The organism is Streptomyces sp. NPDC057486, from assembly GCF_042802415.1.
In the GTDB taxonomy this organism is placed as follows: domain Bacteria; phylum Actinomycetota; class Actinomycetes; order Streptomycetales; family Streptomycetaceae; genus Streptomyces; species Streptomyces yanii.
The window spans coordinates 42,727-57,716 of record NZ_JBHVEE010000005.1 but is presented as its reverse complement, the minus strand read 5'-3'; the positions used below and the strand labels follow the sequence as shown (position 1 = coordinate 57,716).

General features: G+C 71.0%; 14 protein-coding genes. 8 read left to right on the top strand and 6 right to left on the bottom strand.

Annotation, left to right across the window (positions count from 1 at the left end; genetic code table 11):
• The first annotated feature begins 42 nt into the window (after window positions 1-42).
• Window positions 43-543: a nucleoside deaminase gene (locus tag ACFU6I_RS04485; RefSeq protein ID WP_384361411.1), complete on the top strand. Its 501-nt coding sequence runs from the start codon at window positions 43-45 to the stop codon at window positions 541-543.
• Here ACFU6I_RS04485 and ACFU6I_RS04480 read toward each other — a convergent pair.
• Complete coding sequence (locus ACFU6I_RS04480; RefSeq protein WP_384361408.1) at window positions 518-787, bottom strand: hypothetical protein; 270 nt, start codon at window positions 785-787, stop codon at window positions 518-520. The two genes, ACFU6I_RS04485 and ACFU6I_RS04480, sit on opposite strands and share 26 nt — an antisense overlap.
• 246 nt (window positions 788-1,033) lie before the next feature.
• Between ACFU6I_RS04480 and ACFU6I_RS04475 the strand changes: the two genes are divergently transcribed.
• Window positions 1,034-2,416, top strand: a complete 1,383-nt coding sequence (locus ACFU6I_RS04475) for an MFS transporter (protein ID WP_384361405.1) — start codon at window positions 1,034-1,036, stop codon at window positions 2,414-2,416.
• Between the two features lie 62 nt (window positions 2,417-2,478).
• On the opposite strand, the gene ACFU6I_RS04470 is transcribed toward ACFU6I_RS04475, so the two are convergent.
• Both ACFU6I_RS04470 and lnt read right to left on the bottom strand, forming a co-directional pair.
• Window positions 2,479-2,958 (bottom strand): NUDIX domain-containing protein, encoded by a 480-nt coding sequence (locus ACFU6I_RS04470; protein ID WP_327247960.1) that lies wholly within the window; start codon window positions 2,956-2,958, stop codon window positions 2,479-2,481.
• A gap of 30 nt (window positions 2,959-2,988) precedes the next feature.
• Window positions 2,989-4,584: an apolipoprotein N-acyltransferase gene (lnt, locus tag ACFU6I_RS04465; protein WP_384361402.1), complete on the bottom strand. Its 1,596-nt coding sequence runs from the start codon at window positions 4,582-4,584 to the stop codon at window positions 2,989-2,991.
• A gap of 206 nt (window positions 4,585-4,790) precedes the next feature.
• Between lnt and ACFU6I_RS04460 the strand changes: the two genes are divergently transcribed.
• Window positions 4,791-5,921: an O-antigen ligase family protein gene (locus tag ACFU6I_RS04460; RefSeq protein ID WP_384361399.1), complete on the top strand. Its 1,131-nt coding sequence runs from the start codon at window positions 4,791-4,793 to the stop codon at window positions 5,919-5,921.
• A gap of 22 nt (window positions 5,922-5,943) precedes the next feature.
• Here ACFU6I_RS04460 and ACFU6I_RS04455 read toward each other — a convergent pair whose 3' ends face one another.
• Both ACFU6I_RS04455 and ACFU6I_RS04450 read right to left on the bottom strand, forming a co-directional pair.
• A complete protein-coding gene (locus ACFU6I_RS04455) occupies window positions 5,944-6,507 on the bottom strand; it encodes a hypothetical protein (RefSeq protein WP_384361396.1) in 564 nt (187 codons plus the stop codon).
• 68 nt (window positions 6,508-6,575) lie between these two features.
• On the bottom strand, window positions 6,576-7,361 hold the full coding sequence (locus tag ACFU6I_RS04450; RefSeq protein ID WP_384361393.1) for a glutamate racemase: 786 nt from the start codon (window positions 7,359-7,361) through the stop codon (window positions 6,576-6,578).
• A gap of 58 nt (window positions 7,362-7,419) precedes the next feature.
• Here ACFU6I_RS04450 and ACFU6I_RS04445 point away from each other — a divergent pair, with 58 nt between their 5' ends.
• Window positions 7,420-8,598: a glycosyltransferase gene (locus ACFU6I_RS04445; protein WP_384361390.1), complete on the top strand. Its 1,179-nt coding sequence runs from the start codon at window positions 7,420-7,422 to the stop codon at window positions 8,596-8,598.
• Window positions 8,599-8,650: 52 nt separating this feature from the next.
• On the opposite strand, the gene ACFU6I_RS04440 is transcribed toward ACFU6I_RS04445, so the two are convergent.
• Window positions 8,651-10,009: a TerD family protein gene (locus ACFU6I_RS04440; RefSeq protein WP_384361387.1), complete on the bottom strand. Its 1,359-nt coding sequence runs from the start codon at window positions 10,007-10,009 to the stop codon at window positions 8,651-8,653.
• Between the two features lie 259 nt (window positions 10,010-10,268).
• Between ACFU6I_RS04440 and ACFU6I_RS04435 the strand changes: the two genes are divergently transcribed.
• The 4 genes from ACFU6I_RS04435 (at window position 10,269) to ACFU6I_RS04420 (ending at window position 14,970) form a co-directional block, all read left to right on the top strand.
• On the top strand, window positions 10,269-10,748 hold the full coding sequence (locus tag ACFU6I_RS04435; protein ID WP_384361384.1) for a DUF6643 family protein: 480 nt from the start codon (window positions 10,269-10,271) through the stop codon (window positions 10,746-10,748).
• Between the two features lie 75 nt (window positions 10,749-10,823).
• Complete coding sequence (locus tag ACFU6I_RS04430) at window positions 10,824-11,648, top strand: MOSC domain-containing protein (RefSeq protein ID WP_384361381.1); 825 nt, start codon at window positions 10,824-10,826, stop codon at window positions 11,646-11,648.
• Between the two features lie 130 nt (window positions 11,649-11,778).
• Window positions 11,779-12,387, top strand: coding sequence for a hypothetical protein (locus ACFU6I_RS04425; protein WP_384361378.1), 609 nt, complete (start codon window positions 11,779-11,781; stop codon window positions 12,385-12,387).
• Window positions 12,388-12,537: 150 nt separating this feature from the next.
• Window positions 12,538-14,970, top strand: a complete 2,433-nt coding sequence (locus tag ACFU6I_RS04420; protein ID WP_384361375.1) for a right-handed parallel beta-helix repeat-containing protein — start codon at window positions 12,538-12,540, stop codon at window positions 14,968-14,970.
• The last annotated feature ends 20 nt before the right edge of the window (window positions 14,971-14,990 follow it).

Genomic DNA, 14,990 nt, shown 5'->3' with positions numbered 1-14,990 from the left:
CCGCCTGTCGCCAGGCGCCCCCTTTCCACCGGAGGCCTCAGCATGGACTTCGCCCAGCGCACCATCGACATCGCCCGCCAGAACGTCGAAGAGGGCGGACGCCCCTTCGCCACCGTCATCGTCAAGGACGGCGAGATCCTCGCCGAGAGCCCCAACAAAGTCGCCCAGACCTCCGACCCCACCGCACACGCGGAAATCCTCGCCATCCGCGAGGCCTGCAGGAAGCTCGGCACGGAGCACCTGGTCGGCACCACCATCTATGTGCTCGCGCACCCCTGCCCCATGTGCCTGGGTTCGCTGTACTACTGCTCCCCCGACGAGGTCGTCTTCCTCACCACCCGCGACGCCTACGAGCCGCACTACGTGGACGACCGCAAGTACTTCGAACTCGACACCTTCTACGCCGAGTTCGCCAAGGACTACACCGAGCGCCGCCTGCCGATGCGCCACGAGCCGCAGGACGCGGCCGTCGAGGTCTACCAGCTGTGGCAGAAGCACAACGGCGGCAATCGGCGTGTCACCGGGGCACCGACCGCCGCGTAGTGGCCCGGATGAGGGCGAGTGCCTCGGTGCCGGAAGCGGCCTCTTCGAGCACGGTGGCGGCGCGCAGGTGGGGGGGCCAAGGGGAGCTCACACCGATGAGCCACTCGCCCTCGGCGGTTCCGGTGGCCGCCGACCCGAGTGGGTCGAGGAAGCCGTCGAGCGTTTCGATCCATGCGGGGCCAATGCCGCGGCCGCGCTCGCCGGCCCCCACACCGGGTGGGTGCGGCAGTCGGTCGGTCGGCAATCCGCCTACTTCAAACACCTTCTTGGGCGCGGGAATCAGTCCCAGAGCGTGCCAAATATCGCATGTCGGGCGGAGCCCCTGAACACCTCGCTGGAGCCCTGGCAAGGGCCCCGCGGCAGCCCCATGTTGCCCGCGCGCACAGCGGTCTCCCTAACTATGGTCCCCCACCACATACGCCCCTGACCTGGCCCTTCCTACGGTGTGGCGACACGGAAACGTCCCCGCAACCGTCCGGAAGTGGTATCCATGGCTGCCTCGGCATCCGCCCCACCGACCACCCGCTCGCTCAAGCGCATCGTCGCCGCGAGTCTCATCGGCACCACCATCGAGTGGTACGACTTCTTTCTCTACGGGTCAGCAGCCGCGCTGGTCTTCAACAAGCTGTTCTTCCCCGACTCCGAACCGCTCGTCGGAACGCTCCTCTCCTTCCTCACCTACGCGGTCGGCTTCGCCGCCCGGCCGCTCGGCGCCCTGGTCTTCGGGCACTACGGCGACCGGCTCGGCCGCAAGAAACTGCTGGTGCTGAGTCTGCTGCTGATGGGAGGCGCGACCTTCGCCATCGGGCTGCTGCCCACGCATGCCACCGTCGGCGCCGCCGCCCCCGTGCTGCTCACGGTGCTGCGTCTGGTGCAGGGCTTCGCCCTCGGTGGTGAGTGGGGCGGCGCCGTGCTGCTGGTGTCGGAGCACGGGGATGCGAAGCGGCGCGGTTTCTGGGCCTCCTGGCCGCAGACCGGGGCGCCGGCAGGGCAGTTGCTCGCCACCGGGGTGCTCTCCGCGCTCACCGCCCTGATGTCGGACTCGGCCTTCGGGGCGTGGGGCTGGCGCATCCCGTTCCTGCTCTCCGGTGTGCTGGTGGTCGTCGGCTTGTGGATTCGTCTCTCTGTCGATGAATCGCCGGTGTTCAAGGCGGCGTTGGCGCAGGCCGAGGGGCGCAAGGCGGCCGCGGCGGGTGCCGAGAAGATGCCGCTCGTCGCCGTGCTGCGGCACCACTGGCGGGATGTGCTCATCGCCATGGGCGCCAGGATGGCGGAGAACATCAGCTACTACGTGATCACCGCGTTCATCCTCGTCTACGCGGTGACGGCCGCCGACCTGAGCAAGCAGACGGCGCTGAACGCCGTGCTCATCGCCTCCGCCATCCACTTCGCGGTCATCCCGGTGTGGGGCGCGCTGTCGGACCGGATCGGCCGCAAGCCCGTGTATCTGGTCGGTGCGGTCGGTGTGGGGCTGTGGATGTTCCCGTTCTTCGCACTGATCGACAGCCGCAGCTTCGGCGGTCTGCTGATCGCCGTCACCGTCGGCCTCATCTTCCACGGGGCGATGTACGCACCGCAGGCAGCCTTCTTCTCGGAGATGTTCGCGACCCGGATGCGGTACTCGGGTGCGTCGATCGGTGCGCAGTTCGCATCGGTCGCGGCGGGTGCTCCGGCGCCGCTCATCGCCACCGCGCTGCTCGCGGACTACAAGAGCTCGACACCGATCTCGCTGTACGTCATCGCCGCGGCGCTCATCACGGTGCTGGCGGTCGTGTGCGCCAAGGAGACCCGGCACCGGGATCTCTCGGACATCGAGGCGACGCCGGAGCCGGACGCGCCCGCGGCGCTGCCCGCCGATGCCCGTACCGCCTGAGTTCCGGTGGCCGTACGGGCCGGTTTCCCGGCCCGTACGGCCACGGTGCGTGTACTACCGCGTCACGGCTGGACCGTCGGCTCGAACCAGGTCGGTTCATCGGTCAGGGACTGCTTGATCCGGAAGAGGCCGAACTCGTTCAACGGTGGCAGGGCGTCGAGCGGGAACCAGTCCACCTCCAGGGACTCGTCGTCATTGACGCGCGCCTGACCGCCGGTCGCCCTGCAGCGGAAGGTGATGTCCAGGAACTGGCACCGGTCGCCATTGGCGTACTGCACGGGGTTCAGCGCCTGGGTGAGCACCACCCGCTCCGCCACACAGTGCACGGCGGTCTCCTCGTACACCTCACGCACCGCCGTCGTCGCGGGCTGCTCCCCCGGTTCGCAGATGCCGCCGATGAGCGCCCACTTGCCGGTGTCGGAACGTCTGCCGAGCAGAACCCTGCCCTCGTCGTCGAAGACCACGGCGCTGACGCCCGGCAGCAGGAGCAGCTGTGTGCCCGCCGTGGCACGGATCTCACGGATGAAGTCAGGAATTGCCATGCGCCGACCTTACGTGGCCCACGCCACCGTTCAGCGTCCTCGGCGCGCCCGTACCGACCTGACGGTCACCCAGCCCAGTCCCGCTGCGGCGATCAGCACGAGCAGCCCTTCGGGGAGCGTGCCCAGCCGGGTCGCGGGGGTCAGCGAGGAGCGCAGCGGCACCTTGTCCACCAGCGCGTCCGGGGTGAACATCTTCGTCTTCTGGACGATCGTCCCGTCCGGGCGGATGATCGCGCTGACGCCGCTGGTGACGGGGACGACGACGGACCGGCTGTGTTCCACGGCCCGCACCCGGCTCATGGCCAGCTGCTGGTACGTCATCTCGCTGCGGCCGAAGGTGGCGTTGTTGCTGGGGACCGCGATCAGCTGGCCGCCGTGCTCGACCGTGTCGCGTACGGCGTCGTCGAACGCGGCCTCGTAGCAGGTCACGAGCCCCACCTTGGTGCCCGCGAGGTCGAACACGCCGACCTTCTTGCCCGGTCCGAAGTCGCGCTGGACCCGGTCGACGTCGGAGCTGAAGATGCGTGCGAACGAACGCATCGGCATGTATTCGCCGAACGGCTGGACATGGCGCTTGTCGTACGTGGCGACGGGGCCGCCCGAAGGGTCCCACTGGATGAGGGTGTTGCGCAGCTTGCCGGTGTCGGGCTCGATGACCGCGCCGACCACGGTGGGGGCGTTGATCGCCTTCACCGCTTCGTCGATGACGATCCGCGCGTCGGCATTGCGGTAGGGGTCGAGATCGGAGGAGTTCTCGGGCCACAGGACGAAGTCGGGCTGCGGTACCTTGCCCGCCTTCACCTCGCGGGCGAGCTGTTCGGTGCGGTGTGCGTGGTTGTCGAGAACGGCGCGGCGCTGGGCGTTGAAGTCGAGTCCGAGGCGCGGCACATTGCCCTGGATCGCGGCGACGGTCGCGGTTCCGTCCTCCGCCGAGTCGTCGACGAGCGGGCGCGCGGCCAGCGCCGCGGCCAGGGGTACGAGAACGGTCGCGGTCGCGGCGGCGACCGCGGCGCGGGGAATACGACCGGTGCTGCGGTATGCGCGGAAGGAACGCACCGCTTCGAACAACCCGAAGCCGCACAGCACCACCGCGAACGAGAGCAGCGGCGTGCCGCCCACCGCCGCGAGCGGCAGGAACACGCCGTCCGCCTGCCCGAAGGCGATCTTGCCCCAGGGGAACCCGCCGAACGGCACCCGGGCCCGGACCGCCTCGTCCAGGGCCCAGACGGCGGCGGCCCAGACCGGCCACCAGGCGAGCCGGGACACGGCGGCGACCCCGATGCAGCCCACGGCGACGAACAGCGCTTCGGCGGTGGCGAGGGCCAGCCACGGCACCGGACCGACCTCCTCGCCCGTCCAGTGCAGCAGCGGCAGCATGAAGCCGAGCCCGGCGAGCAGGCCGAGGCCGAATCCGGCGCGCAGCCGGCGGCCGTGCAGGACCCAGCCGAGCAGTGCGAAACCGGGCAGAACCAGCCACCACAGCGGTCGGGGCGGGAAGCTCAGATACAGCAGCGCACCCGACAGCACGGCCGCGGCCGGCCGTGCGAGCCGCGGCAGGAACCGTCTCCCCCGCGGCTGAGTGGCGGAGGACTGCGGGTTGTCGACTGGGCTGATGGTGGCGCTCACCTGGCGGAGTCTACGGTGGTGAGGCAAGCGCGGGGCAGCCCCGGGGCGGGGACGGAATGCATTCGGAATGCTTCCTGCCGGATCGTTCCTGCGCTTTACCTCCACAAACCCGCAGCACTCCCGTTACCGTGTGCGCCAGTCCCCCGCCGACCGGCCGGATCCGGCCGTCGTGGACGGGACGGTCACAGTTCGGGGGGTCGGACGCGATGACTGCACGGGCGGGCCGGTACGGGGCTCGGGAACGCGGCAACGCGTCCGATGCCGCCGGAGCCGTGATCCTCGCCGCCTGCGCGATCTGGTCCTTGATCAGCGCGGCCGGGCGGGAGACGAGGCCGGAGGGTGTGCTGCTGGCGCTGCTGGCAGTCGCCGCAGGATTCGCCTGCGGCCGGATCTGCGGCACGCTGCTGCCGGTGGCCACCGCGGCGGTCGCAGGCGTCGCCGCCCTCGTCCTGGCGCTCGTCTGGCGCGGTGGCATGCCGGGCGCCACCGCCGCCGGCGATGTCGCGCCCGGTCACACCGGGGCGGCGGCCGCGCTGCTGGTGCTGGCCGCGGGCGCCGCCTGCTGTGCGGCCGCGGCGGCCCGCCGGGCACCGGTGCGTCTCGCGCTGCGACTGCTCGCGCTCGGCGCCGCCTGCGCCGCGTCGGCCCTGCACTCGGTGGCCGGGTTCGCCATGGCACTCGGAGTGCTGCTCAGTTCGTTGGCCGCGGTCAGGATGCGTCGAAGACTGCTCGGTCTGACCGGGCTGGCGCTGGTCACGGCGCTGGTCGTCGGTACGTCATGGGCGGTGGCCGAGGATGCGCTGCCCGACGGGCTGATGGTCTCCCTGGAGGGGCAGCTCACCCGGAACCGGGTGCTGCTCTGGCAGGACGCTGTGGATCTCGCCGAGGATCATCCGCTGCTGGGCATCGGGCCCGACCGGTTCGCCGAACTCAGCCCCACCGCCCAGCAGACCGTGCGGTCGGACGGGAAGCCCCACTCGGCGCCGCTGCAGCAGGCCGCCGAGCAGGGGATCGTGGGGCTGGCGCTGCTGGGGGCGGCGTTCGGCTGGCTGCTGTACGTGCTGTGGCGCTCACCCCGCGGCACGGCGGTCGTGCTGACGGCGGGCTCCGCGCTCACCGCATTGGCGGCGCTGGCCAGTGTCGGGAACGTGCTGAGCTTCACGCCGGTGACGGTGGGCGTGGGGCTGCTCGCGGGGCTGGCCTCGGCCCGGCAGCCGATCGGGGACGGCACGGCGGACACATCCCGTACGGACGGTGCCGAGGATGCGGACCGTGCCGCGTGCGGCACGGGGACCGCGGCCGGACGCCGTCCGCGGGTCGGTCGCACCCCCCTCTGACGGGCAGGACACCGCTTGCCGCTCAGGTCCCGGCAGTTGCGTCGGCCGTCGGCAGGTGGAGCCGTTCGCGGATGAACCGTACGCCCTCTTCCGCATCGTCCACCGTCACGGTGAACGTCCGGCCGTCGCCGAGCCTGAGCACCAGGCCCTCTCCCCTGCGGACCACCACGGCCGTCCCCTGCTCGGGGCGCCACCGGTAGCCCCAGCCGCCCCAATGGCGGGGGGTGATCCGGGGGACGAAGTCCGCCCCGACCACATGGGTGAGCAGGATCCGGCGGCGCGGCAGACCCATGTGTCCGCAGCGGACCTCCAGAGCGTCTCCGTCGACCCGCACGGCCACACTCACAAAGGCGAGCGTCCCGAACAGCATGAGCAGTCCGGCCGCCACGCAGCCGATCACCGACATCAGCAGGGGGGCGATGCCGGAGGTCCAGTTGGAGCTCACGGCGAGCTCGATACCCAGTGCCGTGCACGCCGCACCGGCTGCGGCGAGCATCCACTGCGCCTTGTTGGTGGCCCGGCCGGTCCAGACGGCGGGAGCCGCCTCGGCACCGGTCTCGCTCGGTTTCCGGGGGTGGTCCCTCATGCCAGCAGGGTACTCAGAATCCGGGCATCCGGGATGGGCCCAACGGCCCTCGCCGAGTCGACGACGGCTCAGTGGGCGGGGCTGACGGCGGCCAGCAGCCGCCCCTCGGCGTAGGTCAGGGCGGCTGCCGGAAGCTCGGCGTCACGGCCGCTCAGGAGCACGGTGAGGGAGGTGGCCGGTTCGGCCGAGGGGGCGGGTGCGACGCCGATCCGGCGCAGCGCCTGGGCGGCGACGGCCCCTGCGGAGCCGTGCAGTGCTACGGGCGGCCGGCCGGGCTGCTGCACGGCGGCACGGATCCGTTCGGCGACCAGTTCGTAATGGGTGCAGCCGAGAACGACGGCCCGTACGCCCGTTGGAGTGAGCGCGGCGGCTGCGGCGACGGCACGGTCGATCGCGGCTTCGTCCGCGTTCTGCACAGCGTCCGCGAGACCGGGGCAGGGGACCTCGGTGACGTCGACGGAGCCGGCGAATTCCCGGATGAGTCCGCGCTGGTACGGACTGCCCGTCGTGGCGGGGGTCGCCCAGATGGCGACGGGTCCGCCACCGGCCGCGGCCGGCTTGATCGCGGGGACGGTGCCGATGACGGGCAGCGTGGGTTCCAGCGCGGCACGGAGCGTCGGCAGGGCGTGCACGGAGGCGGTGTTGCAGGCGACGATCAGCGCGTCGGGCCGGTGGGCGGCGGCCGCGCGGGCCACGGCCAGCGCGTGCACGGTCAGGTCCTGCGGCGTCCGCGGACCCCAGGGCATGCTTTCGGGGTCGGAGGAGAGCACCAGATCGGCGTCGGGCCTCAGCCGACGTACCGCGGCGGCCGCCGGGAGCAGGCCGATTCCTGAGTCCATGAGCGCGATCTTCACCCGGTCACCATAGTCGACCGCCCTTGCGGTCTCGTCGGAGTGGGGCAGACTGCGGCAAATGAGCGCCGTTGCCTGGATCGCCGTGGGTTCGCTGGCCGCATGGGTGTGGCTGCTGCTGGGACAGGGGTTCTTCTGGCGGACCGACCAGCGGCTGCCTCGGCGTGCGGTGCCGGACCGCTGGCCGTCGGTCGCGATCGTCGTGCCCGCGCGTGACGAAGCCGACATGCTGCCGGTGAGTCTGCCGTCGCTGCAGGCGCAGGACTATCCGGGGGCAGCGGAGATCTTCCTGGTCGACGACTGCAGCAAGGACGGCACCGGTGATCTCGCCCGTGCGCTGTCCGTGCGGTACGGCGGGCTGCCGGTGACGGTGGTGTCTCCCGGGGAGCCGGAGTCCGGCTGGACGGGCAAGCTCTGGGCCGTACGGCACGGGATCGCGCTCGCGCGGGCCCGGGAGCCGGCGCCGGAATTTCTGCTGCTCACGGACGCGGACATCGCGCACGAGCCGGACAGTCTGCGGGAGCTGGTGGCCGCCGCCTGTTCCGGCGGGTTCGATCTGGTCTCGCAGATGGCCCGGCTGCGGGTGGCGAGTGTCTGGGAGCGCCTTGTCGTGCCGGCGTTCGTGTACTTCTTCTCGCAGCTCTATCCGTTCCGGTGGGTGAACCGTGCGAAGGCACGGACCGCGGCCGCGGCGGGCGGCTGTGTTCTGCTGCGGACCGGGGCCGTCGAGCGGGCGCGGGTTCCGGAGTCCATCCGGCAGGCGGTCATCGACGACGTGTCGCTGGCGCGTGCGGTGAAGCGCAGCGGCGGACGGATCTGGCTGGGGCTCGCGGAGCGGGTGGACAGCGTGCGGCCGTATCCCCGGCTGGCGGATCTGTGGCGGATGGTCTCGCGCAGCGCGTACGCACAGTTGCGGCACAGCACGGTTCTGCTCATCGGTACGGTGCTGGGTCTCGCGCTCGTCTATCTCGCCCCGCCGGTCACGCTGGCGGCAGGGCTGCTGGGCGGCGACCGGCCGGCGGCGTGGGCCGGTGGCGCGGCGTGGGCGGTGATGGCGGGGACGTACATGCCGATGCTCGGCTACTACCGGCAGTCGATGTGGCTCGCGCCGTTGCTGCCGTTCACCGCCGTGCTGTACCTGCTGATGACGGTGGACTCGGCCGTGCAGCACCACCGCGGCCGCGGCGCGGCCTGGAAGGGGCGTACCTACGCCCGTCCCGAGGCCGCACCGGACCGATGAGCGGAGGGAACACCGGACCGTCCGCAGTGGCGGGACCCGGACGGACCGGGGGTCATTTACGGCCGGGTGTCCAGTTCATCCCCCACCCATAGGCGTAGTCGATGGTGCGCTGCGGACTCACCCCGCGTTCGGGTACGAGATAGCGGGCTTCGCGCTGCACGGTGAGGTCTCCCCCATTGTTGGTGATGAGTGCGAGTGCGCAGACGGTGGAGGGAACGGTGCATTCGTCGAGCGAGAAGTCGATCGCGGCGCCGTGCTGCGGCTGCAGGGTGACGGTCGCATGCAGATCGGCGAAACTCCGGGCGCCTTCATAGATGGTGACGAAGATCAGGACTCGGCGGAGCCGGTCCTTGTGGTCGAGGTTGATGGTCAGGTTCTCGCCGGTGGAGACGGCGCCGGTGCGGTCGTCCCCGTCGAGATGGATATACGGGGGCTGCCCGAGAGCGCCGAAGGCGTTTCCGAGCGCCTGCACGACTCCCTTCCTGCCATCGGCCAGTTCGTAGAGGGCACAGAGGTCAAGGTCGAGATCCGCGTGGTTGGCGATGGCCCTGCCGAGTTTGCTGCCCCAGCTCTTGAACTGTTTGCGCACCTCCCAGTTGAGATTGACGCGCATGACTCCCGACGTGCCGCCCTGTTTGGCGAGGGAGACGGACGGGGTGTCCTTGGTGAGCGTCACCTTGGAGAGCCGGACGGGCTGGGGGGACGACGGTACGGGCGGCGCGGCAGGGGGCACCTGGGGTGCCGACGGAGCGGCGGCCGGGGGCTGCGCGTGCGGGGGATGCCGGGGCGGTGACGGCAGATCAACTCGTGTTGCCGCTTGGGGTCGTTGAGACTGAAGGGGCTGGTGCGATTGCTGATGCCGTTGGGGTTGTTGCGGCTCGTCGACGGAAATGCCGAAGTCCGTGGCGAGGCCTTCGAGACCGCTGCTGTATCCCTGCCCCACGGCCCGGAATTTCCAGGTGCCCTGCCGACGGTAGAGCTCGCCGAGAATGAATGCGGTCTCCACCGTCGCGTCCGCGCTGTCGAAGCGCGCGATCTCAGCGCCGTTCGAGATGTCCATGATCCGTACGTACAGGGCCTCCACGCGCCCGAAGCTCCCACCGTCCGCGGAGGCGGCCAGGACGATGCGCTCGATGACGGGCTCCACTCGCGCCAGATCCACCGCGAGGCTGTCCGTGACACTGCCGGCGGCGTTCCGTTTGCCCTCATGACGTACCGCGCCGGAGCCGTGCACCGGCTGGTTGTAAAAGACGAAGTCCGCGTCGCTGCGCACCTTTCCCGACACGAGAAGGAGCGCCGATGCATCGACGTCCGGCGTCCCCGGGACGTTACGCCACCCCAATTCGACCCGCACGGCCTGGGCCGCCACTGGAACATTGGCTCCTTTTAGCATGGTCATGCTCGCCCCCATCACGAGTCCGGCTACCCGAAGACTTTTCCGTGCCAACCTAATCCGCACCCTGCCACGGGGCCCACAGTCGCGCCGGGTCCCGTCCGGCGATCTGCCGGTAACCCCCCGCGAACTCGCCCTATACACGATTACAACGCGTCTCGGCGCCCCTTTTTTCCCAAGTTCGCTCGCATTGGGGATCGCGGTTCACTCACATCTCGTAAACCAACCCTCTTATCGGGCTCCCCAACCAGCACATCGTGGGCTTAACTTAGGTGCCATGACCTCCCCCCGCTCCACCTACGGCGGCGGCTACTACGCCGCACCGTCGTTCCCCGACACTCCGATCTACGACTCCCTCGTCGCGGAGCGCGGTACGCCCCAGATTGCGCCGATCCGAGTGCCGGCCGCGTACGACACCGGAAACAGCTACCTGCCGGCGCTCCCGTCGGCTCTGCCGGCGCTTCCCGCGGCGCCTTCCCAGCCGAACCCGTCGTACGGCTACCCGCAGCAGCCGGCCGCATCGCAGCAGAACTACGCGCCGATGCAGCCGGCTCATCTGCAGCACGCTCCCGCGCCGTACATCCCGCAGCAGCCGACCGGCATGCGGGGCGGCTACCAGACGCCTCAGCCCCAGCAGCAGCGCCCGGCGCCGGGCACGGGGTACGAGTCGATGCGCCCGGCGTCGCCGCGGCCCGTCCCCGCGCCCTCTCCGTACGAGGACCCGTACAACCGCCCGTACCAGAGCCGGGGGTACTGAGCCGCTGCGCACGGCCGCGGTCCGTCCCCGGGCCCGATCCGAAGGACGGGCCCGGGGGACTGGCAGGATGGGGGCATGCGTCCTCCCGTACTGCGCGCCGTACACATCCATCCGGTCAAGTCGCTGGCCGGATACGCGCCCGGTGAGGCCGCCGTCGAGCCATGGGGACTCGACGGCGACCGCCGGTGGATGCTGGTCGACACCGCGGGCCGGGCCGTCACGCAGCGGCAGCAGCCGCGCATGGCGCTGGTCTCCGCCGTGCCGCTGCCCGGGGGCGGCATCGGTCTGTCCGCGCCGGGGAGCGCGCCGCTGGCCGTCGAGGTGCCCGAGCCCGGACGCACCGTCCCCGTGACGCTGCACCGGTCCGCCATCGAGGTGGTGGAGGCTGCGGCCGCCGCCCACACCTGGTTCAGCGAGCGCCTGGGCACGGAGGTCCGGCTCGTCCATCTCGACGCGCCCGCGACCCGCCGCCTCATCAATCCCGCGTACGCGCGCCCCGGTGAGACCGTCGGATTCGCCGACGGCTACCCGCTGCTCCTGACCTCCAGCGCCTCGCTGGACGCCTTGAACTCACTCATCGCGCAAGGCGACCACGCGGACGAGGGCCCGCTGCCGATGAACCGTTTCCGGCCGAATGTCGTCGTGGACGGCACGGCGCCGTGGGCGGAGGACGGCTGGGACGGGATCACCATCGGCGACGTCCCGTTCCGCGTGGTCAAACCCTGTGACCGCTGTGTCATCACCACCACCGACCAGAACACGGCGGAGCGCGGCAAGGAGCCGCTGCGTACGCTCGCGCGCCACCGCCGTACCGGGCAGGACCTGTTGTTCGGCCAGTATCTGATTCCGGACGGGACCGGAATCATCCGGGTCGGGGACCTGGTTCGGATTCTCGGCTGACGACCCGGCCGGGGGAACTCGCGGGACCGGTCCGCGCGTTGGACGGGGTGAAGTAGCTCTCTCTTCGTCTGCTCGGCGCGCGGGCTGTGCCGTATCGGGATATGACGGATGCGGAAGGGGGTGCAGGACTGTGCGAGCAGTATCGGGAGTATGGCGTTGGCGGCACAATCCCCTGCGCCGCGCCACTGACCGGCGCGAGGCGTGGGTGGCTCTGGTGGCGCTGCTGTTGATGACGGTGGCGGCGCCTGCGCTCGGGTGGCTGTGCGGTTCGCTCACGGACGACGTCCTGCAGGAGTCGGTACGGCTCCAGCAGGCGCAGCGGCATGCCACGACGGCGGTTGTGGTGCGCGCGGCGTCGGGGCCGCCGCGTCTGGTCTCCGACCCCGAGGTCTCCTCGGAGCGCACGACGCAGACGTCGGTGGTGGCGCGCTGGAAGGCCCCGGACGGCACCCCCCGCAGCGGAAGGGTCGCGACCTTTTCGAAGATCACCGATCCCGGAACCAGGGTGCGGATCTGGACCGATTCGGACGGCCGCCCGGCGCTGCGCCCGATGGATGCCCCCACGGCCCACACCCATGCGGCACTGGCCGGATTCGGGGTGATGCTGCTGGGCATCGCACTGATCGAGGGCGGGCGGCGCCTGATCGTATGGCGCATGGTGCAACGGCGGTATGCGCGGCTCGACCGGGCGTGGGCCGAGGCCGGTCCGGACTGGGGCAGGACCGGCACCGGCAGCTGATGAGCTGGGATCCCGTCAACTCCCGCCCTCCGCGCGCGCTACGGTGGACCGGTCCGCTCACCTCTTCGGCGGGCGGACCCGTGACGACCCCTGCCGCAAGGCCGGCCGCACGGGCATCGGACACGCACGAGGTGGGGGCACAACAGCGCCATGGCACAGGGCACGGTCCAGGTGACGCACACCGGCACATCGCGGTGGCGGCGCCGCACTGGCGAATACGCCTCCCTCACCGCAGCCCTTGAGGCCGCGGCGGACGGTGATGTCCTCACCGTCGCGCCGGGCACCTACCGGGAGAATCTCGTCCTGCACCGCGCGGTGACCCTGCGCGGTCCGGAGGGCTCCGTCGGCTCCGTCCGGATCGCACCGGTCGACGGCGTACCGCTGACGGTGCGTTCCTCCGCCGTCGTCCAGGATCTGCATGTGGAGGGCCAGGACTCGGCGGCCCCCGCACTGCTCGTCGAGGACGGCGCCCCGGAGCTGGCGGATCTGCGGATCGTGACGCGGTCGGCGGCCGGGATAGAGGTGCGCGGTGCGGCCCGGCCGACCGTGCGCCGCTGCACGGTCGACAATCCGGCCGGGGTCGGCATTGCCGTGCTGGACGGTGCGGGCGGGGTGTTCGAGGAGTGCGAGATCGTGTCGGCCGGGCAGTCCGGGGTCTCGGTGCGCGACGGTGCGCATCCGCGGCTGGAACGCTGCCGGATCCATCACTCCTCGGGCGCCGGACTGAGCATCACCGGTGAGGGCAGCGGGCTGGAGGCCGTCGGCTGCGAGGTGTACGAGATCAAGGGCAGCGGCATTCAGGTCACCGCCCGCGCCTCCGCGCACCTCACCGACTGCACGGTGCACCGCACTTCGGCGGACGGGGTCACGCTCGACACGGACGCGGTGCTGACGCTCGCCGACTGCGACATCCATGACATCCCGGAGAACGCGGTGGATCTGCGCTCCCGTTCGGTCCTCACCCTGACCCGTTCCACGGTCCGCCGCTTCGGCCGCAACGGCCTGTCGGTGTGGGACCCGGGCACCCGGGTCGACGCCAACCAGTGCGAGATCCACGACAGTACGGGCGACTACCCGGCGGTCTGGGTGAGCGACGGCGCGACCGTGATACTGGACTCCTGCCGGGTCCACGACGTGCCGGACGCGATCTTCGTTCTCGACCGGGGCTCGCGCGCCGATGTCGTCGACAGCGATCTCACCCAGGTCCGCAACACGGCGGTGTCGGTGAGCGACGGGGCGACCGCACAACTCGACGACTGCCGGATCCGGGAGGCGTCCACCGGCGCCTGGTTCCGCGACCACGGCAGCGGCGGCACATTGAACAACTGCACCATCGACACGGCACAGACCGGGGTCATCGTCACCAAGGGCGCCGACCCGACCATCGAGCGCTGCACGGTCACTTCACCCGCCGAGGCCGGTTTCTACGTCTCCGCCGAGGGACGTGGCACCTTCGACAGCTGCCGGGTCACCGGCAGTGACGGATACGGCTTCCATGTCATGGACGGCTGCCGTTCGACGCTGACCCGGTGCCGTACCGAGCGGTGCGCGCGCGGCGGCTACGAGTTCGCCGAGGGCGGCTCGCACGGCGACGGGCAGGGAACGGGCCCGGTCGTCGAGGACTGCACCAGCGACGAGAGCGCACTGCGCACCGCCACTCCCCCACCACCCACGGTACTGACGGCGGCCCAGTCGGCCCCCGGGCTGCTCGGTGCGGTGCCCACGCAGCGCCCGGCCGTGACCGCCGCCGTCGAGGCCCCCGCCGAGCCGATGCGGACCTCGGGCGCCGTTCTCGGTGAACTGGACGCGCTGGTCGGCCTGGACAGCGTCAAGCGCGAGGTGCGTGCACTCACCGACATGATCGAGGTGGGCCGCCGTCGCCTGGAGGCGGGGCTGAAGGCCGCGTCGGTGCGACGTCATCTCGTCTTCACCGGCTCCCCCGGCACCGGCAAGACGACCGTGGCCCGCCTGTACGGCGAGATCCTGGCCTCGCTCGGGGTGCTGGAGCGGGGGCATCTCGTCGAGGTGTCCCGGGTCGATCTGGTCGGCGAGCACATCGGCTCGACCGCCATCCGTACCCAGGAGGCGTTCGAGCGGGCGCGCGGCGGGGTGCTGTTCGTCGACGAGGCGTACGCACTGTCGCCCGAGGACTCCGGCCGGGACTTCGGCCGGGAGGCGATCGACACGCTCGTGAAGCTGATGGAGGACCACCGGGACGCGGTGGTCGTGATCGTCGCCGGCTACACCCACGAAATGGAGCGGTTCCTCACCGTCAACCCCGGCGTGGCATCCCGTTTCTCACGGACCATCACCTTCAGCGACTACGAGCCCACCGAACTGCTGAGGATCGTCGAACAGCAGGCCGAGGAGCACGAGTACAGCCTCGCCGAGGGCACCGGGGAGGCGCTGCTGAAGTATTTCACCGAGCTGCCCAAGGGCCCGGCGTTCGGCAATGGCCGGACCGCCCGCCAGACCTTCGAGTCGATGGTCGAGCGGCATGCCGGCCGGGTCGCCCAGCTCGCCGAACCGAGCACGGACGACCTCACCCTGCTCTACCCGGAGGACCTGCCGGAACTGCCCTGAGAGCCTGTCGGGCGACCTTC

Bases quoted from the DNA above. Each gene is read 5' to 3' on its own strand.
- ACFU6I_RS04435 (WP_384361384.1), top strand. From the start codon at position 10,269: ATGACCTCCCCCCGCTCCACCTACGGCGGCGGCTACTACGCCGCACCG.
- ACFU6I_RS04475 (WP_384361405.1), top strand. From the start codon at position 1,034: ATGGCTGCCTCGGCATCCGCCCCACCGACCACCCGCTCGCTCAAGCGC.
- ACFU6I_RS04470 (WP_327247960.1), bottom strand. From the start codon at position 2,958: ATGGCAATTCCTGACTTCATCCGTGAGATCCGTGCCACGGCGGGCACA.
- ACFU6I_RS04430 (WP_384361381.1), top strand. From the start codon at position 10,824: ATGCGTCCTCCCGTACTGCGCGCCGTACACATCCATCCGGTCAAGTCG.
- ACFU6I_RS04445 (WP_384361390.1), top strand. From the start codon at position 7,420: ATGAGCGCCGTTGCCTGGATCGCCGTGGGTTCGCTGGCCGCATGGGTG.
- ACFU6I_RS04485 (WP_384361411.1), top strand. From the start codon at position 43: ATGGACTTCGCCCAGCGCACCATCGACATCGCCCGCCAGAACGTCGAA.
- ACFU6I_RS04440 (WP_384361387.1), bottom strand. From the start codon at position 10,009: ATGGGGGCGAGCATGACCATGCTAAAAGGAGCCAATGTTCCAGTGGCG.
- ACFU6I_RS04455 (WP_384361396.1), bottom strand. From the start codon at position 6,507: ATGAGGGACCACCCCCGGAAACCGAGCGAGACCGGTGCCGAGGCGGCT.
- ACFU6I_RS04420 (WP_384361375.1), top strand. From the start codon at position 12,538: ATGGCACAGGGCACGGTCCAGGTGACGCACACCGGCACATCGCGGTGG.
- ACFU6I_RS04460 (WP_384361399.1), top strand. From the start codon at position 4,791: ATGACTGCACGGGCGGGCCGGTACGGGGCTCGGGAACGCGGCAACGCG.